Genomic DNA, 23092 nt, shown 5'->3' on the forward strand with positions numbered 1-23092 from the left:
CGGGAGCCGGGCCGCCGGACGACGCGCCCCACGGAGACGACGCGGGAGCCGGGCCACCGGACGACGCGCCCCACGGAGACGACGCGGGAGCCGGGCCACCGGACGACGCGCCCCACGGAGACGACGCGGGAGCCGGGCCGCCGGACGACGCGCCCCAGGGCGGGGTTGACTGCGGGTGTCCCGGGGCCGCGGACGGGCCGGCCTGGTCGGCGTCGGGCCGGGCCCACCGCGCCCCGTCCGGGGATGCGGCCTCCGGATTCGCGGCGGGGGGCGCCACGGGATCGTTGCCCGAGAAACGCGCCGGTTCCGTCACGGGTCCTCCTGTCGACGTTCGGCGTCCACCGCCGCGCGACGGACACCCGGCCAGGCTACCGCCGCCAGCCGGGCGGCCCGTGCCCGGCGCGACCCGTTCCCCCGAGCGGTCGGTCAGTCCACGTTCGGCGCGAAATCCTGCCCGAAGGGCGCGTCGGCCAGCCGGACCACCCCGATCACCACCACCGCCACCACGCTGACGGCCACCAGCACCAGGCCCGTCCACGCCAGCCGCTCCCCCCGGCGCAGCCAGGCCGCGCCGGTCAGGAAACCCCCCGAGGCGTACGCCTCCCGGCGCGCCTGGCGGGCGAGCTGGAGCGCCACCGTGGCCGGCACCACGCCGCCGATGAAGAGGCCGGTCAGCGCACCGATCAGGCCCAGCGCGAAGACGGCCCGTGCCTTCGTGGCCCGGGCCGGATCCGGGTCCAGCGGATGGCGTGGCGGCCCCGGCTGGGCGACGGGCGCCTGCCCTGGTGCGGTCGTCATGTCCCCATCATGCCCCGGCCCGGTCCACCGTGGCGCCCGCCCGGGCGACCACGGGCCCGGGACGCGACGAGGCCCCCGGCGGCTGCCGGGGGCCTCGTTCGAGAAGTGCTGACTAGCGGTACGACCCGAAGTCGAAGTCGTCCAGCGGAACCGCCTGGCCGCTGGCCGGCCCGAAGCCGTAGTCGGTCTCCGGGTAGCCGGTCATCGAGTAGACCTTGGCCTTCGCCTCCTCGGTCGGCTCGACCCGGACGTTGCGGTACTTGCTGATGCCCGTACCGGCCGGGATGAGCTTACCGATGATCACGTTCTCCTTGAGGCCGACGAGCGAGTCGCTGCGCGAGTTGATCGCCGCGTCGGTCAGCACCCGGGTGGTCTCCTGGAAGGAGGCCGCCGAGAGCCAGGAGTCGGTGGCCAGCGAGGCCTTGGTGATACCCATCAGCACCGGTCGGCCGGCGGCGGGCTCGCCGCCCTCGGAGACGAGTCGGCGGTTCTCCGACTCGAACAGCGCCCGGTCGACCAGCACGCCCGGCAGGAACTCGGTCGAGCCGGAGTCGATGACCGTCACCCGCTTGAGCATCTGGCGGATGATGATCTCGATGTGCTTGTCGTGGATGAGCACACCCTGCGAGCGGTAGACCTCCTGGACCTCACTGGTCAGGTGGACCTGGACCGCCCGCGGACCCATGATCCGCAGAAGCTCGTGCGGGTCGATGGTGCCCTCGGTGAGCTTCTCGCCGACCGCGACGTGGTCGCCGTCGTGGGTCCGCAGCCGGACCCGCTTGGAGATCTTGTCGTAGACGATCTCTTCGCTGCCGTCGTCCGGCACCACGATGATCTTCCGCGAGCGCTCGCCGTCCTCGATCCGGACCCGACCCGGGGTGTCGGCGATGGGCGCCTTGCCCTTCGGGACCCGGGCCTCGAAGATCTCCTGGACACGCGGCAGACCCTGGGTGATGTCCTCACCCGCGACACCACCGGTGTGGAAGGTACGCATCGTCAGCTGCGTACCCGGCTCACCGATCGACTGGGCGGCGATGATGCCGACCGCCTCGCCGACGTCCACGGTCTTGCCGGTCGGCAGCGAACGGCCGTAGCACGCTCCGCAGACGCCCAGCTTCGACTCGCAGGTGAGCACGCTGCGCACCCGCACCGTCTCCGTCCCGGCGGCGACGATCTTGTCGACCAGGATGGAGTTGATGTCCTGACCCCGCTCGGCGACGACGACGCCGTCCGGCCCCTTGATGTCGTCGGCCAGCGTCCGGGCGTGCACGCTGGTCTCGGCGTGCTCGTGCACGACGAGCTTGCCGTCGATCCGCTCCCCGATCTGCATCGGGATGGCCCGGTCGGTGCCGCAGTCCTCCTCGCGGATGATGACGTCCTGCGAGACGTCCACCAGACGACGGGTCAGGTAACCCGAGTCGGCGGTACGCAGGGCGGTGTCCGCGAGGCCCTTACGGGCGCCGTGCGTGGAGATGAAGTACTCCAGCACGGACAGACCCTCCCGGTAGCTGGCCTTGATCGGCCGCGGGATGATCTCGCCCTTCGGGTTGGCCACCAGACCACGGATCGCCGCGATCTGCCGGAGCTGGAGGAGGTTACCGCGGGCGCCCGAGTTGATCATCTTCCACAGCGGGTTCTCCTGCGGCAGCGCGGTGTCCATCTCCTTGGCGACCTCGTTGGTCGCCTTGGTCCAGATCTGGATGAGCTCGCCGCGGCGCTCCTCCGGGGTCATCAGACCGCGCTGGTACTGCTTGTCGATCTGGTCGGCTTCCTTCTCGTACCGCTCCAGGATCTCCCGCTTGCGCGGCGGGGCGATGACGTCCTCCATGCCGATCGTCACGCCGGACCAGGTGGCCCAGTGGAAACCGGCCTCCTTGAGCCCGTCGAGGGTGGCGGCCAGCGCCACCTTCGGGAAGCGCTCGGCAAGGTCGTTGACGATCGCGGAGAGCTGGCCCTTGCGGATCTCGTAGTTCACGAAGCGGTAGCCCTGCGGCAGCGTCTCGTTGAACAGCACCCGGCCGAGGGTCGTCTCCACGGTCAGCGGCTCGCCCTCGACCCAGCCCTCCGGGGCGGTCCACGGCTCGGCGCCGGCGCCGTTGTCGACCCCGACCACGCCACGCAGGCGGATCTTCACCGGGGCCTGCAGGTGCAGCTCGCCGTTGTCGTACGCCATCCGCGCCTCGGCGTCGGAGCTGAACGACCGGCCCTCGCCCCGCTCGCCCGCCGTGAGGTGGGTGAGGTGGTAGAGGCCGATGACCATGTCCTGGGTGGGCATGGTGACCGGCTTGCCGTCGGCCGGCTTGAGGATGTTGTTCGACGACAGCATCAGGATCCGCGCCTCGGCCTGGGCCTCGGCGGACAGCGGCACGTGCACCGCCATCTGGTCACCGTCGAAGTCGGCGTTGAACGCCGTGCAGACCAGCGGGTGGATCTGGATGGCCTTGCCCTCGACGAGCTGCGGCTCGAAGGCCTGGATGCCCAGGCGGTGCAGGGTCGGCGCGCGGTTCAGCAGCACCGGGTGCTCGCCGATGACCTCTTCCAGCACGTCCCACACGACCGGCCGCTGCCGCTCGACCATCCGCTTGGCGGACTTGATGTTCTGCGCGTGGTTGAGGTCGACCAGCCGCTTCATCACGAACGGCTTGAACAGCTCCAGCGCCATCTGCTTGGGCAGGCCGCACTGGTGCAGCTTGAGCTTCGGGCCGACCACGATGACCGAACGGCCGGAGTAGTCGACGCGCTTGCCCAGCAGGTTCTGGCGGAACCGGCCCTGCTTGCCCTTGAGCATGTCGGAGAGCGACTTCAGCGGGCGGTTACCCGGCCCGGTGACCGGCCGGCCGCGACGGCCGTTGTCGAACAGCGCGTCGACGGCCTCCTGGAGCATCCGCTTCTCGTTGTTGACGATGATCTCGGGCGCGCCGAGGTCGATCAGACGCTTGAGGCGGTTGTTCCGGTTGATCACGCGGCGGTACAGGTCGTTCAGGTCCGAGGTCGCGAAGCGGCCACCGTCCAGCTGCACCATGGGGCGCAGGTCCGGCGGGATGACCGGGACGCAGTCGAGCACCATGCCGAGCGGCGAGTTGCGGGTGTTCAGGAACGCCGCGACGACCTTCAGCCGCTTGAGCGCCCGGATCTTCCGCTGGCCCTTGCCGGAGCGGATGGTCTCGCGCAGGTTCTCGGCCTCGGCGTCGAGGTCCATGTTCTGGACCAGCGCCTTGATGGCCTCGGCGCCCATGCTGCCGGTGAAGTACTCACCGAACCGGTCCCGCAGCTCGCGGTAGAGCAGTTCGTCGGTGACGAGCTGCTTCGGCTCCAGCTTGCGGAAGGTGTCCAGCACCTCGTCCAGGCGGTCGATCTCGCGCTGGGCCCGGTCGCGGATCTGGCGCATCTCGCGCTCTCCGCCCTCCTTGACCTTGCGCCGGACGTCCGCCTTGGCACCCTCGGCCTCTAGCTCGGCCAGGTCGGCCTCGAGCTTGGTGGCCCGCTTCTCGATCTCCGAGTCGCGGCTGTTCTCCGACTGCCGCTTCTCGGCCAGGATCTCGTTCTCGATCGTCGAGAGGTCACGGTGACGCGACTCCGCGTCCACGCTGGTCACGACGTACGAGGCGAAGTAGATGATCTTTTCGAGGTCCTTGGGGGCGAGGTCCAGCAGGTAGCCCAGCCGGCTCGGCACGCCCTTGAAGTACCAGATGTGGGTCACCGGAGCGGCGAGCTCGATGTGCCCCATCCGCTCACGCCGGACCTTCGACCGGGTCACCTCGACGCCGCAGCGCTCGCAGATGATGCCCTTGAACCGGACCCGCTTGTACTTACCGCAGTAGCACTCCCAGTCCCGCTGCGGACCGAAGATCTTCTCGCAGAAGAGCCCGTCCTTTTCCGGCTTCAGGGTGCGGTAGTTGATGGTTTCAGGCTTCTTGACCTCACCGTGCGACCACTGACGGATGTCGTCGGCGGTGGCGAGGCCGATGCGCAGCTCGTCGAAGAAGTTGACGTCGAGCACTATGTCCCCTATGTCGTCGTCTGTACTGCTAGCTAGTGGGTGGGGTCGGGAGCCGGCGAGCCGGCCCCCGACCGCTCACCTCAGACCTCTTCGACCGAGCTCGGCTCGCGCCGGGACAGGTCGATGCCCAGCTCCTCCGCGGCGCGGAACACCTCGTCGTCGGTCTCGCGCATCTCCAGGGCCACGCCGTCGCTGGACAGCACCTCGACGTTGAGGCACAGCGACTGCAGCTCCTTGAGCAGCACCTTGAACGACTCCGGGATGCCCGGCTCCGGGATGTTCTCGCCCTTGACGATGGCCTCGTAGACCTTCACCCGGCCGAGGACGTCGTCGGACTTGATCGTCAGCAACTCCTGCAGGGCGTACGCGGCGCCGTACGCCTGCATCGCCCAGCACTCCATCTCACCGAAGCGCTGGCCACCGAACTGCGCCTTACCACCCAGCGGCTGCTGCGTGATCATCGAGTACGGGCCGGTCGACCGAGCGTGGATCTTGTCGTCGACCAGGTGGTTGAGCTTCAGGATGTAGATGTAGCCGACCGCGATCGGGTCCGGCAGCGGCTCGCCGGAGCGGCCGTCGAACAGCTGCGCCTTGCCGGAGGAACCGATCAGCTGCTTGCCGTCCCGGTTGGGCAGGGTCGACGCCAGCAGACCGGAGATCTCCTCCTCGCGGGCACCGTCGAAGACCGGCGTGGCCACGTTGGTGTCCGCCTCGGACTCGTGCGCCTCGATGGAGCGCAGCTGGCGCTTCCACTCGGCGTCGTCGCCGTCGACGCTCCAGCCCGTCTTCGCCACCCAGCCGAGGTGCGTCTCCAGCACCTGGCCGATGTTCATCCGGCTCGGCACACCCAGCGGGTTGAGCACGATGTCGACGGGCGTCCCGTCCTCAAGGAACGGCATGTCCTCGATCGGCAGGATCTTGGAGATGACGCCCTTGTTGCCGTGCCGGCCGGCGAGCTTGTCGCCGTCCTGGATCTTCCGCTTCTGGGCGACGTAGACCCGGACCAGCTCGTTGACGCCCGGCGGCAGCTCGTCGCCGTCCTCGCGGGAGAAGGTACGCACGCCGATGACCGTGCCGGTCTCGCCGTGCGGCACCTTCAGCGAGGTGTCGCGGACCTCGCGCGCCTTCTCACCGAAGATCGCGCGGAGCAGCCGCTCCTCCGGGGTCAGCTCGGTCTCGCCCTTGGGCGTGACCTTGCCGACCAGGATGTCGCCGGGGACGACCTCGGCGCCGATCCGGATGATGCCGCGCTCGTCGAGGTCGGCGAGCATCTCCTCGCTGACGTTCGGGATGTCGCGGGTGATCTCCTCCGGGCCCAGCTTGGTGTCCCGGGCGTCGACCTCGTGCTCCTCGATGTGGATCGAGGTGAGCACGTCCTGCTGCACGAGGCGCTGCGACAGGATGATCGCGTCCTCGTAGTTGTGGCCCTCCCAGCACATGAACGCCACGAGCAGGTTGCGCCCGAGCGCCATCTCGCCCTCGTCGGTGCAGGGACCGTCGGCGATGACCTGGCCGGCCTCGACGCGGTCGCCCTCGAAGACGACCGGCTTCTGGTTGACGCAGGAGCCGGCGTTGGAGCGGCGGAACTTGTGCAGCAGGTACGTGCGGCGGTGGCCGTCGTCCTGGTGGATGGTGATGTAGTCGGCGCAGAGGTCCTCGATGACGCCACCGACCTCGGCGACGACCACGTCACCGGCGTCGACGGCGGCACGGTATTCCATGCCGGTGCCGACCAGCGGGGACTCGGCCTTGACCAGCGGCACCGCCTGGCGCTGCATGTTCGCGCCCATCAGTGCCCGGTTGGCGTCGTCGTGCTCGAGGAACGGGATCATCGCGGTCGCGACCGAGGTCATCTGCCGCGGCGACACGTCCATGTAGTCCACTGCCGCCGGCGGGACGTCCTCGGTCTCGCCGCCCTTACGGCGGACCAGGACGCGGTCCTCGGCGAACGTGCCGTCGGCCTTCAGCGGCGCGTTGGCCTGCGCCTTGACGAACCGGTCCTCCTCGTCCGCGGTCAGGTAGTCGATCTGGTCGGTGACCCGACCGTCGACGACCTTCCGGTACGGCGTCTCGATGAAGCCGAACGGGTTGACCCGGGCGAAGGTGGACAGCGCGCCGATCAGACCGATGTTCGGGCCTTCCGGCGTCTCGATCGGGCACATCCGGCCGTAGTGGGACGGGTGCACGTCGCGGACCTCGAAGCCGGCCCGCTCCCGGGACAGACCACCCGGGCCGAGCGCGCTCAGCCGGCGCCGGTGGGTCAGGCCCGCCAGCGGGTTGGTCTGGTCCATGAACTGGGACAGCTGCGAGGTGCCGAAGAACTCCTTGATCGCCGCCACCACCGGGCGGATGTTGATCAGGGTCTGCGGCGTGATCGCCTCGACGTCCTGGGTGGTCATCCGCTCGCGGACGACCCGCTCCATCCGGGACAGACCGACCCGGACCTGGTTCTGAATCAGCTCGCCCACGGTACGCAGGCGCCGGTTGCCGAAGTGGTCGATGTCGTCGGCCTCGTAGCCGTCCTCACCGGCGTGCAGCCGGCAGAGGTACTCCACGGTGGCGACGATGTCGTCCTCGGTCAGGGTGCCGGTGGTGATCGGCACCTCCAGCTCGAGCTTCTTGTTGAACTTGTAACGACCGACCTTGGCGACGTCGTACCGCTTCGGGTTGAAGAAGAGGTTGTCGAGCAGGGTCTGGGCGTTCTCGCGGGTCGGCGGCTCGCCAGGGCGGAGCTTCCGGTAGATGTCGAGCAGCGCCTCGTCCGCGCCGGCGATGTGGTCCTTCTCGAGCGTGGTCATCATCAGCTCGGACCAGCCGAACCGCTCGCGGATCCGCTCGGCCGACCAACCGATGGCCTTGAGCAGGACCGTGACGGCCTGCCGGCGCTTGCGGTCGATGCGGACGCCGACCGTGTCGCGCTTGTCGATGTCGAACTCCAGCCAGGCGCCCCGGCTGGGGATGACCTTGACGCTGGAGAGGTCGCGGTCGGAGGTCTTGTCCGGCTGCTTGTCGAAGTAGACGCCCGGGGACCGGACGAGCTGGCTGACCACGACGCGCTCGGTGCCGTTGATGATGAAGGTGCCCTTCGGCGTCATCATCGGGAAGTCACCCATGAACACCGTCTGGCTCTTGATCTCGCCGGTGGTGTTGTTGGTGAACTCCGCGGTCACGAACAGCGGGGCGCAGTAGGTCAGGTCCTTCTCCTTGCACTCCTCGATCGAGGCCTTGACCTCGTCGAAGCGCGGCGCCGAGAAGGAGAGCGACATGGTGCCGGAGAAGTCCTCAATGGGACTGATCTCGTCGAGGATCTCCGCGAGACCCGAGCGTGCGTGCGGGTCGTCCGCCGACCGGCCCTGCCAAGCCTCGTTGCCGACGAGCCAGTCGAAGGACTCGTTCTGAATGGCGAGGAGGTTGGGGACCTCGAGGTGTTCGGTGATCCTGCCGAATGAAACTCGGCGGGGAGCGAATGCGCTCGACGTACGACTGGTCTTCGCAGGGCGGGAAGCTGCCAAGATGCGTCCTTCCGAGGACCGGTGCTGCAGAACGGCTGGTACGCGTGCACTCCAATGACCCCGCCAGAAATAGCCGTAATCGGACATTTCCGAGCAGGGGTCAAGTCGGAAGGCAGCGCAAACTAGCAGTGTAGCCGAGAGGCTAACCGCTGTCCAGCCCACCCCGCAGGTCATCGCGGAACGCGCCTCGGGACCCCTCGAACGAGGGTCTCACCGGGCCGCTCGGAACGCGACGTTCCTGCCGGGCCGCTCGGGTGCCGCGGCCCATGGTGCTGCCGCTGCCATTACCCAAGAGGTGGCCGTTGCAAGCGCGGAAGGTCTTGCTGGTGTCAGCGTGCCTGGCAGCCCGGGGCCGCGTCAAGGCCCGGCATCCGGGTCGCCGCGTCTTTCCCACCGACGAGCTACCGGCGCGCCCCGCCCCGGCGCCGGCACCGGGCGCCTACGCCCTGCTCACCGCACTGACGGCACCGCACCAAGACGGCGGGCGGCGATCCACTGTCGGATCACCGCCCGCCGTGACGCGGAGTGCCCCGGCTCGCGCGAGCCGGGCGTACGCGCCTGGTGGTGCGTCAGGTCACTTGAGGGTGACCTTGGCGCCCTCGCCCTCGAGCTTGGCCTTGGCCTTGTCGGCGGTCTCCTTGTTGGCCTTCTCCAGGATGGCCTTCGGAGCCGACTCGACCAGGTCCTTGGCCTCCTTGAGGCCCAGGCCGGTCAGCTCGCGCACGACCTTGATGACCTGGATCTTCTTGCCGCCGTCAGCCTCGAGGATGACGTCGAACTCGTCCTTCTCCTCCTCCGCCGGGGCGGCGGCGGCCGGGCCGGCCGGGCCGGCGACGGCGACCGGAGCCGCGGCGGTGACCTCGAAGGTCTCCTCGAACTGCTTCACGAACTCGGAGAGCTCGATCAGCGTCATCTCCTTGAACGCGTCGAGCAGCTCGTCGGTGCTGAGCTTCGCCATGTCTGGCGTCCTTTCCTGAATCTGTTAGGTAAGAACTGGGTGCGCCGCGGGGCCTCAGGCCGCCTCGGCGCCCTCCTTCTCGCGCTTGTCCTGCAGGGCGGCCGCCAGGCGGGCGGTCTTCGACAGCGGGGCCTGGAACAGGGCCGCGGCCTTGCTCAGGTTGCCCTTCATCGCGCCGGCCAGCTTGGCCAGCAGCACCTCGCGGGACTCCAGGTCGGCGAGCTTCGTGACCTCGGCCGCGGAAATGGCCTTGCCCTCGAAGACACCGCCCTTGATGACGAGCTTCGGGTTGGCCTTCGCGAAGTCGCGAAGCCCCTTCGCCGCCTCGACGACGTCGCCCGAAACGAAAGTCAGCGCGGTAGGACCGGTGAACATCTCGTCGAGGCCGGAGATGCCAGCGTCGGTCGCGGCACGCTTCGCGAGCGTGTTCTTCGCGACCGTGTAGCTGGTCTCCTTGCCAAGCGAGCGCCGCAGCTGGGTGAGCTGGGAAACCGTCAGACCGCGGTACTCGGTCAGCACCGTGGCACCCGCGTTACGGAAGCTCTCGGTCAGCTCAGCGACGGCCGTGGCCTTGTCGGCCCGGATCGGCTTGTCCGCCATGTCCCTCCTCTCTCGTTACTCGAGGCCGGTCACCGTCGTCGGCCAAGGCGTTCGACGGAGGCGGAGGCGCCACGACAACGAGAAAAGCCCCGGCGCAGGGCGCACGGGGCGAGGGCCGGCACACGGGGCACAGTCGGCGGACCATGCTCAGCACCGAGTTTCGCTTACCGCCCTGCGCGGGTCGCCCGTCGTCGCGGGACCTTCGACCGTGCCGGGGCACGGTGACCAGCGGTCTCTGGGTGGAACTTCGCGGCCAAGGTTACGCGAGCAGTCCCATGACCACCAAATCGCCCCCACGTGGGCCGCGTCACCCGCCGCGACAGGCCGTGGTCGGTGGCGGTCAGGGCCGGCGACGACGCCGCCACAGGTAGCCGGCACCGGCCGCCACGCTCCAGGCCGCGGCCCAGGCCGTGAGCAGGGCCACCGTCGGCACGGTCAGCTCGCCGGTGGCCGCCCGCGCGGTCGCCATGACCGGCGGTGCCAGCCAGGGCGCCACCGAGCCGCTCAGGCCGAGGACGACGGCGCCGACCCCGCCGACCGCGAGCACCGCGACGCCGTAGCCGGCGCTGCCCGTCGAGGCGCGGCTGGCCAACGCCCCGAGCGCCACCGCCGCGGGTACGGCCGACAGGTGCGTCCACAGCCCGATGGCGATGCCGACCGGCACCGACCGGTCCCCCGGGTCCACCGGGCCGGCGACCCCGCCGACCAGCCACGGGAAGATCAGCGCGACGGCCACCGTGCCGAGCCCGGCCGCCCCGGCCGCGAGCAGCCCGGCCAACCGCTCCCGGCGCACCCCGACCAGCGCCTGCGCCAGCCGGCGCTGGACGTCCGGCTCGACATCCAGCAGCACCTTGGTCTGCCAGGCCAGCACCGGGAAGAGCAGCACCGCCGAGACGCCGTACGCCTCCCCCGGCTGTGCCCGGCCGCCGCCGTAGAGGATGCCGAGGGCCACCAGGCCGGCGAGCAGCGGGGCCAGCGCCCGCCCCGTACGCAGGAAGCCGGCCAGCCGCAGCCGGACGAGCGCGGTCACCGTGCCCCTCCGGCGGGGTGGCCCGCCGCCTCCGGCCCGCCGGGCACGGGCGCCGCGTCGGCGTCCACGGTGCCCGTCGGCGGCTCATCGGCCAGGCCGGCCCGGTTCGGCGGGCGTACGCGCAGGATCTGGTGGCCGTCGGCGCGCAACCGGGCGACGGTGCTGTCGACCCGCGCGGCCGGCACCGCGACCTCGATCACCGCCAGCGCCGCGTCGGCCGACGGCGCGCTCTCGGTGACCGTGCCGTCCGCCACCGTCCAGCGACGCGCGCCGGGCAGCCGGGCGATCTCGCCGCGGTGGTCGCTCACCAGCACCGACCCGCCCCCGGCCGCGACCTCGTCGATCACCTCGGGCACCAGTTCCCGGGTCGCGGCGTCGAGGCCCTCCCACGGCTCGTCCAGCACCAGCAGGCCAGGTGGGCGCAGCATCGCCTGGGCCAGTCCGACCTTCTGGGCGGTGCCCTTGGACAGCTCCGGCAGCCGGACCCGGCGGTACGCGGCGAGGCCCAACCGGGAGGTCCAGTCCTCGACCGCGCGGCCGGTCGCCGCCTGGTCCAGGCCGGCCACCCGGCCCATGGCGGTCAGGTAGCGCTCGACGGTGAAGGGCTGGTCGGCCGGGAAACGCTCCGGAACCCACCCGACGTGCCGGGGCCGGTCGGTGACCCTCCCCCGGATCGGGCGCAGCACTCCGGCCGCCACCTGGAGCAGGGTCGACTTGCCCACACCGTTGCGGCCGAGCACGACGACGACCTCACCGGGGTCGACGCGGACCCCGATCTGCCTCAGCACCCACGGGCCCCGCCGCCGGTACCGCAACCAGACATCCTCCAGCCGCACCGGCCGAGCATGCCACAGCCGACATGGAACGGGGCGCCGCCACGATGTGGCGACGCCCCGTCACGGGTGCGGTTGCTCAGCCCTCGGCCGGAGCCTCCTGCAGGTTCTTCACCACGTTGGGGTCGACCGGGACGCCCGGGCCCATGGTGGTGGTGAGGGTGACCTTCTTGAGGTACTTGCCCTTCGCGGCGGACGGCTTGGCCCGCAGGACCTCGTCGAGGACCGCCGCGTAGTTGTCGATCAGCTGGCTCTCGCCGAACGAGGCCTTGCCGATGATCAGGTGCAGGTTGGAGTGCTTGTCCACCCGGAAGGTGATCTTACCGCCCTTGATGTCCGCGACGGCCTTGGTGACGTCCATGGTCACCGTGCCCGTCTTCGGGTTCGGCATGAGACCGCGCGGGCCCAGGATCCGCGCGATCCGGCCGATCTTGGCCATCTGGTCCGGCGTGGCGATCGCCGCGTCGAAGTCGAGCCAACCACCCTGGATCCGGGCGACCAGCTCGTCGGTGCCCACCTCGTCCGCACCGGCGGCGGCGGCCTCCTCGGCCTTCGCGCCGGCGGCGAAGACGATCACGCGGGCGGTCTTACCGGTGCCGTGCGGCAGGTTGACCACGCCGCGGACCATCTGGTCCGCCTTGCGGGGGTCGACGCCGAGGCGCATCGCGACCTCGACCGTGGCGTCGAACTTGACGTTGGTGGTCTCCTTGGCCAGCTTCACGGCCTCGGCGGGGGTGTAGAGCTTCGACCGGTCGATGACCTCGGCGGCCTTGCGGTAGCTCTTGCTGCGCTGCATTTCTGGTTACTCCTGTGGTCTCTGGCGGGCGGCGGTCACGCGCGCCCTCCCACGATCTGGTCTGGTCTGCCGGGGCCGAGCTCAGTCGTTGACGACGATGCCCATCGACCGGGCGGTGCCGGCGATGATCTTCTCAGCCTGGTCGAGGTCGTTGGCGTTGAGGTCGGACATCTTCTTCTCGGCGATCTCGCGCACCTGGGCGCGGGTCACGGTGCCGACCTTCTGGGTGTGCGGGACGCCGGAGCCCTTGTCGACGCCGGCGGCCTTGATCAGCAGCCGGGCCGCGGGCGGCGTCTTCAGCACGAAGGTGAAGGACCGGTCCTCGTAGACGCTGATCTGGGCGGGGACGATGTCGCCCCGCTGAGACTCGGTCTGCGCGTTGTAGGACTTGCAGAACTCCATGATGTTGACGCCGTGCTGACCGAGCGCGGGGCCCACCGGCGGAGCCGGCGTGGCCTGGCCCGCCTTCAGCTGAAGCGTGAACGTCTTGACGAGCTTCTTCTTCGGAGGCATGTCTCTTCCTGGGGCTTGGAACTGGGAAAGGTGCCGGCCGCGGGCGCGCACGGTCAGCGCGATGCGACAGCGGCGACGTTCTAGGGTAGCGCAGCGTCCCGTCGCCCTCGCCGCCGAGGTCGGGCGCGAGGGCGCAACAGGTACGCCGGCGGCGGGCCGCTGCCCACCGCCGGCGCCCCGGACGTCAGATCTTGGCGACCTGGTTGAAGTTGAGCTCCACCGGCGTCTCGCGCCCGAAGATCGACACCAGCACCTTGAGCTTCTGCTGGTCGGCGTTGATCTCGCTGATCGTCGCGGGCAGCGAGGCGAAGGCCCCGTCGGTGACGGTGACGGAGTCGCCGACCTCGAAGTCGAGGACCTTGACCTCGGGCTTGGCCTTCTTCTGCTCGGTTTCGACGGCCGGCGCCAGCCACTTCAGCACCTCGTCGAGGGAGAGCGGCGCCGGGCGGTCGGCCCGGTCCGTCGCACCCACGAAGCCCGTCACGCCCGGCGTGTTGCGCACGCAGGAGTACGACTCGGCGGTCAGCTCCATCCGGACCAGGATGTAGCCCGGGAAGACCTTGGCCTGGATCTGCGACCGCTTCCCGTTCTTGACCTCGACCTCTTCCCGGGTCGGCACCTCGACCTGGTAGATGTAGTCCTCCATGTCGAGGCTCGTGATCCGGGTCTCGAGGTTGGTCTTGACCTTGTTCTCGTAGCCGGCGTACGAGTGCACCACGTACCAGTCGCCCGGCGCGTAGCGCAGCTTCTGCCGCAGCTCGGCGACCGGGTCGTAGTCCTCGTCCGGCGCGGGCTCGCTGGTGGGGAACTCCGGCTCGCTGGCGGCCTCGACCGACTCGTCACCAGCCGCCGTCGCCACCGTGGACTGGTCGTCCGTGGTCTCGGCGGTCTCGTCGTACTCAGGCACGCTCGCTCACTTCCGTCACTATCGGCTCAGTCGGCCGGTCAGCTGGTGCTGCCGAAGACCCACAGCACGCCCTTCGCGAAGGCGAAGTCCAGGCCGGCCACGATCGTCAGCATCACCGCGACGAAGGCGACCACCACGGCCGTGTAGGTCAGCAGCTCCTTGCGGGTCGGCCAGATGACCTTACGCAGTTCCGCCACGACCTCGCGGATGAATCGGGCGATGCGGCCGAACAGACCCACGCGACCGGTTTCCGCCTTGGTCTTCGACTGGCTGTCCGCCGAATCCGCCTTGGTCTTCGACCGCGTCGCGGTGCCGCCCCGGGATACCGGCTCCTCGGCGTCGTCGCCGGTGGCGTCGTCGTCGGCCACCTCGTCGACAACCTCGTCGTGCAGACCGTCGTCGCCAGCGTCCTCGCCGCGCCGCTTCTTGTCGGCCACTTCGCCCTCCGTCGCGGGATGTCGGGTCACACGCTGTCGGGCGTGCGCGGCGTTTGGTCACGCCGGCCGGACCAACCGTCCCGCGACGGGCCGCGGCCGGCGGATCAGCCAGAGGGCCCGAATGCTTCGGAGCCACCTCGCCAATGCCACCACCACGGGCCGGACGCCGCCGTTCGGCGGCGCGACCCACGGGAACGGTCAGGCCTGAGGCGCAGGGGTGACAGGACTTGAACCTGCAGCCTGCGGTTTTGGAGACCGCTGCTCTGCCAATTGAGCTACACCCCTGTGCGGCAATGCTCGCCCCGCTCGGTCATGAACGACCGTGCAGGGGTTACTTGCCCCACGGCGGACCAGTGTACGGGTAGCGGCACGACTTTCCCAACCGGTCTGCCCCTCGCGCGTCGAGTGCCTGGTCAGCGGGCCGTCCGGACGGTCGCCCGGGCCTGCGACAGCACCTTCTCCCCCAGGCAGGTCGCGGTCACGTCGAGCCTGGTCAGGCCGTCCTCGGTGACGTCCCGGACCACCGCGGTGACCTCGATCTCGGTGCCCTCGTCGTCGTCGGGGACGACCACCGGCCGGGCGAAGCGGACGTTGAAGTCGACGATCGCGTCGGGCGCCCCGGCCCACTCCGCAACCGCCCGGCCGACCAGCGCCATGGTGAACATGCCGTGGGCGATCACGCCCGGCAGGCCCACCTTCGTGGCGACCCGGTCGCTCCAGTGGATCGGGTTGAAGTCCCCCGAGGCGCCGGCGTAGCGGACCAGGTCCGCGCGCGTCACCCGGAACGTCCTGGCTGGCAGCTCCATCTCAGCCCTCCCCGCGTACGACGAGCTTCATCCAGACGGTGACCACCGGCTCGCCGGCCGGGGTGCTGACCTCGGTGCGGGTGGTCAGGAAGCCGTGCCCACCACGGCTGCTGACCGCGTCGATGACGCTCACGCAGACCAGCTCGTCCCCCGCCACCACCGGCCGGGTGTACGCGAAGCGCTGGTCGCCGTGGACGACGCGGCTGTAGTCGACGCCGAGCTCCGGGTCGTCGATGATCTGCTGGTTGGCCGCCATCGTGAGCACGAAGGGAAAGGTCGGCGGGGCGACCAGGTCGGCGTGGCCGAGGGCACGGGCCGCCTCCGGGTCGTGGTGGGCCGGGTCGGCGGCGCCGATCGCCGTGGCGAACTCACGGATCTTCTCGCGGCCCACCTGATAGGGGGCGGTCGGCGGATACGTCCGGCCGACGAAGGACGGGTCCAGGGACATGCCGCGAACCTACACGCAAACGACAATCGCCGGCCCGTGCGGTCGACGGCGGCCGGAGCCGCGCCGTCCGTACGGAACCGGCGATCGGGAAGTGCCAGAGGACCGGGCCGGCGATGCCGGCCGCGGATCAGCGGGTCTCGCGGTGGACCGTGTGCTTGCCGTCCCGCGGGCAGAACTTCTTCAGCTCGATGCGGTCCGGGTCGTTACGGCGGTTCTTGCGCGTGATGTAGTTGCGCTCCTTGCACTCCACACACGCCAAAGTGATCTTCGGCCGGACATCGGTCGCCTTCGCCACGGCGGAGTGCCTTCCTCGCTAACGGGTAACAACTACAGCGCATCAGCCTACGCACTGATTGCGCGGACATGCAAAGCGGGCGCCTATGGCGCCCGTCCCACCGACCGCCGGGAGCTGGCCCGGTGGACGAGAGTAGCGGTGGCCGGACTTGAACCGGCGACACAGCGATTATGAGCCGCTTGCTCTGCCATCTGAGCTACACCGCCGTGGTGGGTCCAGCCGGACCCTCTGAGCCCCCTTACGGAATCGAACCGTAGACCTTCTCCTTACCATGGAGACGCTCTGCCGACTGAGCTAAGGGGGCCTGCGCGATCTCCCCGGAGGGCGTCGCGCAGGGGATACATTACACGGCCGCACGGTGGAGATGAAATCGGATCCCCCACCGGAGCGTTTCCGCAGATCAGGGCACGGCCCGCAGCCGCGGCAGCTCCCCCGGTGAGATCGTCTCCGGATCGACCTGGGCGCCGAACCACGCCTCCAGCCGCTCGTACGGCAACGGCCGGCTGAACAGGAAGCCCTGGCCGATCTCGCAGCCGATGTCCTGGAGCAGTTCCAGGGTCAGCTCGCTCTCCACACCCTCGGCGACCACAGCCAGGCCGAACTGCTGGGAGAGCGTGACCACCGCGTTGACGATCGCCAGGTCACCCGGGTCCGTCGCCATGCCCTGCACGAAGGAGCGGTCGACCTTCACCTCGTGCACCGGAAGCCGGCGCAGGTGGGCCAGCGACGAGTCACCGGTGCCGAAGTCGTCCACCGACAGCCGTACGCCGAGATCCCTCAGCCGCCGCAGGGTCGGGATGGGCCGGTCGGTGCCGTCCAGCACCCCGGCCTCCTTGATCTCCAACGTGAGCCGCTGCGGTGGCACGTCGTACTCTTCGAGCAGCTCCCTGACCCTGGCCGGGAAGTGCGGGTCGGTGAGCGTACGCGGGGAGAGGTTGACCGCCACGTCGAGCGGCTGGCCGGCGTGCGTCCAGTCCCGGCTGCGCCGCAGCCCCTCGCGGAGCACGAAGTCGGTGAACCGGCCGAGCTGGCCGGTGTGCTCGGCCACCGCGACGAAGTCCTCCGGGGCGACCGTGCCGTGCGCGGGGTGCTCCCAACGGGCCAGGCACTCCACGCCGACCAGCCGGCGGTCCCGCAGCGTCACCTTGGGCTGGAAGTAGACCTCCAGCTCGCCGTCGTCCAACGCGCGCCGCAGGTCGCCGGCAAGGCCGAGCCGCCGCAGCGACCGGGACTCCAGCGCCGGGCTGAACAGCTGCACGCTCCCCGGCACGGACTTGGCCGCCGTCGCCGCCAGGTCCACCCGTTGCAGCAGGGACGCGGCGTCGCTGCCGTGGTCCGGGTGTACGGCGACACCGACCGCCGTGTCCACGTCCAGGGTGAGCGCGTCGAAGACCATCTCGTCGCGGATCTGCTCGCGCAACTGCGCGGCCAGCTCCATCGCCGCCTCGGCACTCTCCAGCCGCAGCGTCACCAGGAACTCGTCCCCGCCGGCCCTACCGACCAGGGCCGACGAGGGCGCGCAGGAGCGCAACCGGTCGGCGACCTCCGCGAGCACCTTGTCGCCGGCGGCGTGGCCGAGCGACTCGTTGACCTGTCGCAGCCGGTCGACGTCGAACATCAGCAGCGCCACCACCTCGCCGGGCGCCCGGATCTTGACGGCCTCCTCCAGCGCCCCGGTGATCCGCCGCCGGTTGGGCAGCTTGGTCAGCGCGTCGTGGTAGGCGTCGTGCCGCAACTGGTCCACCAGTCGCGAATTCTCCAGCGCCACCGCCGCGTGCGCCGCCACCGTCTCGAAGACGGGGATGTCGCTGTCGGTGAAGTGGCCGACGTCGCTGAGCCGGTTGGCGACCTCCAGCGTGCCGATCACGGCCTGACCGGAGCGGAGCGGCACCACGATGACGTCCTTGACCCTGCCGTTGTTCAGCGCGCGACGGGCCGCCTGCCCGCCCTCGAAGGCCCGGCCCACGGCGACCGTCCGGCCCTCCCTGGCCGCCTGGTCGCGCAACGCCGACGGGGTCGGTACGACGTCCAGCAGCCCCGGGTCGTCCACCCGGGCGGTGAGCAGCACCTCCGGGTGCCGGCCCTGGGTCGGCAGCCAGAGCGTGGCGTACTCGGCCTGCATCAGGGCGCGCACCCGGCCGAGGAGCGCGTCGACGAGGGTGCCGTCCTGGCCACGTTCCCCGATCGCGCGGGTGAGGTCGTACATCTCCGCGAGCGTGCGGTGCTGCCGGAAGAACTGCGCGTACGAGCGGTAGACCAGGATCAGCGCCGCGCCCAGCGCCGCCAGCAGCGCCACCGACCACCACGTCACGGTCACCGCGATCAGGATGATCAGCCCCAGGCACACGTTGATCGCGGCGGTGAGCAGGCCGGGCGGCACGGTACGCAGCGCGTCGCGCCCGGCCTGCCACCCCTGCATCAGGGTGTGCACGCCGACGATGCCCGCGAGGCTGACCAGGAACACCGCGCCGACGGCCGCGGACAGGCTGGCCCAGGTGCCCGGCCCGACGTCACGCATGGGCGGCAGCGCCTGGAGGACGAGCCCGGCGAGGGACGTCCCGGCCGCCGTCTTCGCGACGTTGAACCAGAACTTCGCCGGGGCGAAGTGGTGCCTGGTCTGCGCGACCGCCAACGCCACCGTGTAGATCACCATCACGGTGAGTGGGGGCACGAGATAGAACGCGATGACGAGCGGAATCTCGGTCAGCGTGACACCGAACGACTGCCGCCGGACGACGAAGTTCAGGACCGGCATGCCGAGGCCGATCATCACGCCCAGCAGCGCGAGCGCCAGCCACCACTCACCGAACGCCGGGTCGGCGACCAGGCTGGTCAGGGTGGCACAGACGATGGCGACGAACGCCAGCGGTCCAGTGATGAACCAGGCGTGTTGGGTCGACCGACGTCGCTTGTGGTCACGCTGGGGCATACCGCTCCCTACGGCCTGTCCGGCCTTCGCCGGTCAGGCCGGCGACGTCACGGAGCAGGATTCAGCGCCCGCCGCCGGCCGGGGCGTCCACCGGAGCGACGGTCCAGATCAGGTCTCCGTCGGCCAGGACGTCCTCGGGGGCGCCGGTCCAGATCAGGTCTCCGTTGGTCCCGACGGGGTCTCCGTTGGTCCAGATCAGGTCCGCCGTGCGCAGGTCGCCACCGACGTCGACGAGACCGATGATCGCGGCGACGGCAAGCACGAGGAGCGAGCCATACAGTCGGCCCAGCTTTCGACCAGACATGTTTGCTCCTGTCGGGGAAGTGTCAGGGGGATAGTGGAGGCTCCACGATCGTGCCACACCGCAGGTATCCAGAAAAGCGGCGGGAGCACCGCCGACCCGTTGCGCTGGCCCGGCTCCGCCGTTCGGCCCAGAAGTCGCCCGGCCGGTCCCTGATCACGGCGCTGAGCGGCCACCTTGCACTTCGCATGTTGCGGAATGCGACCTTAGGTGCAATTCGATTGACAGCCGGAAACGGTCCTCGAATCGCAACGAACAGTCACTGTGTGTGATTAGTCCGGCAGTGTCGGTCCAAGTCGGGCCGGCCGGCTGGACATCGACCACCATACCTTCTTCTCGCCAGTGCACCAGGGGCGCGGTGGCGTCGGATCGGACCTTCGGGGCCGCCGGGGCCGCCGGGGCTGTCGCGCCACCACACCACCTGTCCGCGACGACCGCCCGGAGGCCGGCGGGTTCAGCTGTCCGGCACCGGCTGGGTGTCCGGTCGACCCCGCGAGTCCGGCCCGACCGACTGTTCGAGACGCTCCGCGTCGGCCTTACTGATGCCGGTGGCCCGCAGCGTGTTCACGGCGACGGTCTTGATCTGCCCAGCGACGTTGACCCCCGAGAAGCCCAACCCGCTACCCAGTGCCTGATGGGCGAGCCGGATGGCGTTGAGGGCAGCCCGTTGGCAGGTGGTGGACGGCTTTCCGGGAGCGAAGCCGTCCCGGACGTGGCGCACGGCCGTGGCGAGGCTGCGTACCGCCTCCACCAGGGCCTGCGGCACCGGTTCGCCGTCCTCGATCACCGCGGTCAGCCGGAGCACGAGCGGCCGGCTGTGCACCAGCGATCGCATCATCAGCCCCGCGCCGTGTCGCCATCCGCTCAGTTCGGTGCGCTGATGCCAGCGGACCGGCGAGACCTTGGCCACCTCGACGGCCCCGCTGAGCGTCGTTTCGAGATCACCGAGACTGACGGCACGGAGCCGGTCGAGGGCCTGCTTGGCCATCTTCTGGTCCCTGGCGGCCAACGCGTCCGCGGCCACGGCAAGCTCGCGCGCAAGGGCGTCCAGCGGCGGGCCGGCGGCCCGTTTGATCCGGTGGACCGGATGCAGGGGCAACAGAAGCAACGAGACGGCCAGCCCCGCGGCTCCACCGACCACCCCGTCGACGAGACGGGGTACCGCCAGATTCGTCGAGGCCGGGGAGAGCACTGCGATCACCATGGCGCTGCCACCGGCCTGGGCGATGAAGCCTCCCTCGCCGCTGAGCATGACCGCCAGCAGGATGGACACGGCCACGATCAGGCCGATCTGGATGTGCCCGTTGCCGATCACGACCACGAGCAGGTCCCCGACGGTGATCCCGACCGCCACGCCGGCGATGAGATACAACGTGCGACGCAGGCGGTGGCCGAGCGAACTGGCCAGCGTGCCGACGGCGACCGCCGGGGCGAAGATCGGCTGCGGGTTGTTCAGCAGGTCCTTGGCGACGTACCAGGCCAGCGCGGCGGCGGCGCCCGCCTGGACGCCTACCAGGGCGCTGAAGCGCAGCTTGCGTAACCGGTCCTGCAGCGTCGTGGCGCTCCGGTGCCCGAGAGATGCCAGCGCCGCGTCGATCCGGTCGTCCGGATGCCGCGCGGCGCTCGCCTCACGTCGTCCGGGAAGCCGCACGGGCGCAGATACCCGCCACGCGACCGTCGGAAACGCGCCGATCAGGCGCAGGCCGTCATCGATCGCCGAGGCGCCGAGCCGTACGGCCCGAGCGATCGGCGCCCGCCCAGCATGAGCCTGCCCGTCGTCACCGGTGGCGAGTTTCCTTCACCCGCCATCGGCCCATCCTCCACGGCGGATCGCCGGCTCCGGTTGCGTGTGCGGCACCGTCTCCACCCGGGCGAACGCCTTCCGCACACTCGCGTAGTCAGCGGGCCGGACAGACCAGACCTTCCAGTGCCCGCTGTCGACCATCAGGAGTTGCAGTTGCGGCACGCCGGCATCATCGAACCCCACGAAGTCACCGTCGATGATCTGCACGCCGCTGCCGGCCAGCGCCGCCATGATCTCCCAGGAAAGCCGCAGGCCGCCCGGCTCCCGCGACTGCTGTTCGACAGCCAGAGTGCCACTCTTCGGCCACACAGCCCGGACATCGCCGTTGAACTCCGCCTCGAACAGGCGCCAGTGCAGCGCCTCCCCACCATCGATCGACCGCATGACCTCAGCCAAGCCGATCAAGGTTCCATCCGCCCAACATGACATCCGGACTGCATCCACGGCTCCACCATGCCCGCCCAACGCCACCCCACGCTTCACGACAGGCGGGTCGGAGCCGGCGTTGCCGGCCGCAGTTGAAGTGGACGTCCGTCCCGTCAGCGGAGCGGAACAGGAAGCGGCACTTCTCCCCTTATCGCCTTCTCAGCCAACTCGATGCGCTGAGGGTGGAGAGTGTTGTCGCCCAGAGGGTGGCCAGGCACGTTCTTGCATCGTTGTCCAGCCGGACCCTCGACCACGCAACCTCAGACGTGAGCGTTAATTGTGGCGAGGTCGCAGACCCTCAAGCAGGACGGTTGCATTGTGGCGCACATGGTCACTGGGGTCATGTTCTGCAAGATGTTCTACGAGTCCGACCAGAGCGGGCCAGGGCTTGTGACCCGTGGCCACGATCACGGCTTGGCGGATGCCAGGGTCGCGATCAGCGGCGAGGGCAGCGAATATTTATTGATGGCACCGGTTCGTCGGGGGCGGTGTATGCCGTTGCATAGGCGGCTGCGAGCCGGGCGTCTCGGTACTTGTTGCGTGGTTTGAGTTGCCGCAGGGTTTCGAGGGCTTCGGCGAAGTCCCACAAATCGCACCGTTGCCGCAGCAGTTCGGCGACTTCGTGAGACCGTGTGCCGCGGAGGGTGACAAATGCGATCCCTGTCAAGGGGTCCTCGACGTAGCGGACGTCGACACCTTGGGGGGTCGACCATCCGTTGACGAAGACGTCGACGTTCCGGTTCCCCATCGTGTGCATCATCCACCGGTTCGACATCGCTGTGCTCACCACACTGCTCTCGGCCTTCCCCCGCTTCAGCGTCAGGCGAATTTCGTTGTCGGCCACAGGTCCACCTTCCCTCGGGAGTGTTGGTGAAGCTACCCGCACGGCTCCGGAGCTATGGGGAGTTGAGGCATCGCGGACTCGTCGGGTGGTGGCGCAGCGGGTGCGTAGTCGTTGGCTGCCGGGATTGCGTAAGCCGTAGGCATCGCGGGCGACGGTTTTGATCACGCGGTTGGCGCCCTCCGAGCCGGCGGTGGTGATCCCGGTCTGGATGAACGCGAGGATGTGCGGCCACCAGGTCTCGAGGCGGATAAAACCTCACGCTTCCCGTAACCCGCCACGTGCGGCATTCTGGCCGCACCGACGTTCGCCGGAGTAACGCCGGGCCGCGCCGACGGCGAACACGACGGCGGCGGCGGTATCAGCCCACCTCCACCAGGAGCCGAATGCGGTGGTGTCGGGCGCTGCTCAGCCGGTACTGTCCGGGCTCACCAGGAACCCGAGCAGCGAGGTCGAGATGAGCAGCGGTGGCGGAACGACGGTGCTGTGGCGCCCGACCGGACCGGCAGAACTCGACCTCGTTCGCGAGTCGGGATGGCGGAGGTGGCCGCCGCGCCTGCCGGACCAGCCGATCTTCTACCCGGTCCTCAACGAGGACTACGCGGTGATGATCGCCCGGGACTGGAACGTGCCCGCATCCGGCGTGGGATACGTGACCCGCTTCCACGTCGAGACGGACTTCCTGCGCCGCTACCCCGTACGACAGGCTGGCGGTGACACCATCCTGGAACTGTGGGTGCCAGCCGAAGAGCTGGACGAATTCAACGCGCACCTCGTCGGGCTCATCGAGGTCGTACACGAGTTTCGGTAGCCGGTCGGCGGCAGGACATGGCCGCCACCGGAATGATCCCGACCATC

20 protein-coding genes, 3 tRNA genes and 1 pseudogene are annotated in these 23092 nt (G+C 69.8%); 1 reads left to right on the forward strand and 23 read right to left on the reverse strand.

Features of this window, described 5'->3' with window-relative positions:
• Nucleotides 1-426: 426 nt before the first annotated feature.
• The 23 genes and pseudogenes from ABZ809_RS11665 to ABZ809_RS11775 form a co-directional block, all read right to left on the reverse strand.
• Nucleotides 427-798, reverse strand: a complete 372-nt coding sequence (locus ABZ809_RS11665; protein WP_357562411.1) for a hypothetical protein — start codon at nt 796-798, stop codon at nt 427-429.
• 112 nt (nt 799-910) lie between these two features.
• Nucleotides 911-4798, reverse strand: coding sequence for a DNA-directed RNA polymerase subunit beta' (locus tag ABZ809_RS11670; protein WP_357562412.1), 3888 nt, complete (start codon nt 4796-4798; stop codon nt 911-913).
• Between the two features lie 80 nt (nt 4799-4878).
• Nucleotides 4879-8310, reverse strand: a complete 3432-nt coding sequence (locus tag ABZ809_RS11675) for a DNA-directed RNA polymerase subunit beta (RefSeq protein ID WP_357562413.1) — start codon at nt 8308-8310, stop codon at nt 4879-4881.
• A 574-nt stretch (nt 8311-8884) separates the two neighbouring features.
• The gene (gene rplL, locus ABZ809_RS11680) at nt 8885-9268 is read right to left on the reverse strand and encodes a 50S ribosomal protein L7/L12 (protein WP_357562414.1); all 384 of its coding nucleotides are present in this window, start codon (nt 9266-9268) and stop codon (nt 8885-8887) included.
• Nucleotides 9269-9322: 54 nt separating this feature from the next.
• Nucleotides 9323-9868 carry a 50S ribosomal protein L10 gene (rplJ, locus tag ABZ809_RS11685; RefSeq protein WP_357562415.1) on the reverse strand — a complete coding sequence of 182 codons (546 nt, stop codon included), beginning with the start codon at nt 9866-9868 and terminating at the stop codon, nt 9323-9325.
• Nucleotides 9869-10208: 340 nt separating this feature from the next.
• Nucleotides 10209-10898, reverse strand: coding sequence for a hypothetical protein (locus ABZ809_RS11690; RefSeq protein ID WP_357562416.1), 690 nt, complete (start codon nt 10896-10898; stop codon nt 10209-10211).
• A complete protein-coding gene (locus ABZ809_RS11695) occupies nt 10895-11734 on the reverse strand; it encodes an ABC transporter ATP-binding protein (RefSeq protein ID WP_357562417.1) in 840 nt (279 codons plus the stop codon). Before ABZ809_RS11695 ends, ABZ809_RS11690 begins: the two co-directional genes overlap by 4 nt.
• 76 nt (nt 11735-11810) lie before the next feature.
• A complete protein-coding gene (rplA, locus tag ABZ809_RS11700) occupies nt 11811-12527 on the reverse strand; it encodes a 50S ribosomal protein L1 (protein WP_357562418.1) in 717 nt (238 codons plus the stop codon).
• Nucleotides 12528-12608: 81 nt separating this feature from the next.
• Nucleotides 12609-13040: a 50S ribosomal protein L11 gene (rplK, locus tag ABZ809_RS11705; RefSeq protein WP_357562419.1), complete on the reverse strand. Its 432-nt coding sequence runs from the start codon at nt 13038-13040 to the stop codon at nt 12609-12611.
• 184 nt (nt 13041-13224) lie between these two features.
• Nucleotides 13225-13947: a transcription termination/antitermination protein NusG gene (gene nusG, locus ABZ809_RS11710; protein WP_357562420.1), complete on the reverse strand. Its 723-nt coding sequence runs from the start codon at nt 13945-13947 to the stop codon at nt 13225-13227.
• A 38-nt stretch (nt 13948-13985) separates the two neighbouring features.
• Nucleotides 13986-14384, reverse strand: a complete 399-nt coding sequence (gene secE, locus ABZ809_RS11715) for a preprotein translocase subunit SecE (protein WP_357562421.1) — start codon at nt 14382-14384, stop codon at nt 13986-13988.
• A gap of 212 nt (nt 14385-14596) precedes the next feature.
• Nucleotides 14597-14669 (reverse strand) — tRNA-Trp (locus tag ABZ809_RS11720).
• A 128-nt stretch (nt 14670-14797) separates the two neighbouring features.
• Nucleotides 14798-15190 carry a MaoC family dehydratase gene (locus ABZ809_RS11725; RefSeq protein WP_357562422.1) on the reverse strand — a complete coding sequence of 131 codons (393 nt, stop codon included), beginning with the start codon at nt 15188-15190 and terminating at the stop codon, nt 14798-14800.
• Between the two features lies 1 nt (nt 15191).
• On the reverse strand, nt 15192-15638 hold the full coding sequence (locus ABZ809_RS11730; protein ID WP_357562423.1) for a MaoC family dehydratase N-terminal domain-containing protein: 447 nt from the start codon (nt 15636-15638) through the stop codon (nt 15192-15194).
• Nucleotides 15639-15765: 127 nt separating this feature from the next.
• Complete coding sequence (gene rpmG, locus ABZ809_RS11735; protein ID WP_013288652.1) at nt 15766-15933, reverse strand: 50S ribosomal protein L33; 168 nt, start codon at nt 15931-15933, stop codon at nt 15766-15768.
• A 133-nt stretch (nt 15934-16066) separates the two neighbouring features.
• Nucleotides 16067-16139: transfer RNA gene (locus ABZ809_RS11740), tRNA-Met, on the reverse strand.
• Nucleotides 16140-16164: 25 nt separating this feature from the next.
• Nucleotides 16165-16237: transfer RNA gene (locus tag ABZ809_RS11745), tRNA-Thr, on the reverse strand.
• 96 nt (nt 16238-16333) lie between these two features.
• Complete coding sequence (locus ABZ809_RS11750) at nt 16334-18862, reverse strand: bifunctional diguanylate cyclase/phosphodiesterase (RefSeq protein WP_357562424.1); 2529 nt, start codon at nt 18860-18862, stop codon at nt 16334-16336.
• Between the two features lie 61 nt (nt 18863-18923).
• Entirely contained in the window at nt 18924-19166 is a 243-nt protein-coding gene (locus ABZ809_RS11755; RefSeq protein ID WP_357562425.1) for a hypothetical protein, read from the reverse strand.
• A 451-nt stretch (nt 19167-19617) separates the two neighbouring features.
• Nucleotides 19618-20814, reverse strand: coding sequence for an FUSC family protein (locus ABZ809_RS11760; RefSeq protein ID WP_357562426.1), 1197 nt, complete (start codon nt 20812-20814; stop codon nt 19618-19620).
• A 147-nt stretch (nt 20815-20961) separates the two neighbouring features.
• Nucleotides 20962-21351 (reverse strand): hypothetical protein, encoded by a 390-nt coding sequence (locus tag ABZ809_RS11765; RefSeq protein WP_357562427.1) that lies wholly within the window; start codon nt 21349-21351, stop codon nt 20962-20964.
• A gap of 478 nt (nt 21352-21829) precedes the next feature.
• Nucleotides 21830-22237 carry a hypothetical protein gene (locus ABZ809_RS11770; protein ID WP_357562428.1) on the reverse strand — a complete coding sequence of 136 codons (408 nt, stop codon included), beginning with the start codon at nt 22235-22237 and terminating at the stop codon, nt 21830-21832.
• 114 nt (nt 22238-22351) lie between these two features.
• A pseudogene (locus tag ABZ809_RS11775) lies at nt 22352-22486 on the reverse strand (transposase); the annotation flags it as partial.
• A 205-nt stretch (nt 22487-22691) separates the two neighbouring features.
• On the opposite strand from ABZ809_RS11775, the gene ABZ809_RS11780 reads away from it, so the two are divergent.
• Entirely contained in the window at nt 22692-23045 is a 354-nt protein-coding gene (locus ABZ809_RS11780; RefSeq protein WP_357562596.1) for a hypothetical protein, read from the forward strand.
• Nucleotides 23046-23092: the final 47 nt, after the last annotated feature.

It is taken from the genome of Micromonospora sp. NPDC047074, assembly GCF_040643815.1.
Classification (GTDB): domain Bacteria; phylum Actinomycetota; class Actinomycetes; order Mycobacteriales; family Micromonosporaceae; genus Micromonospora.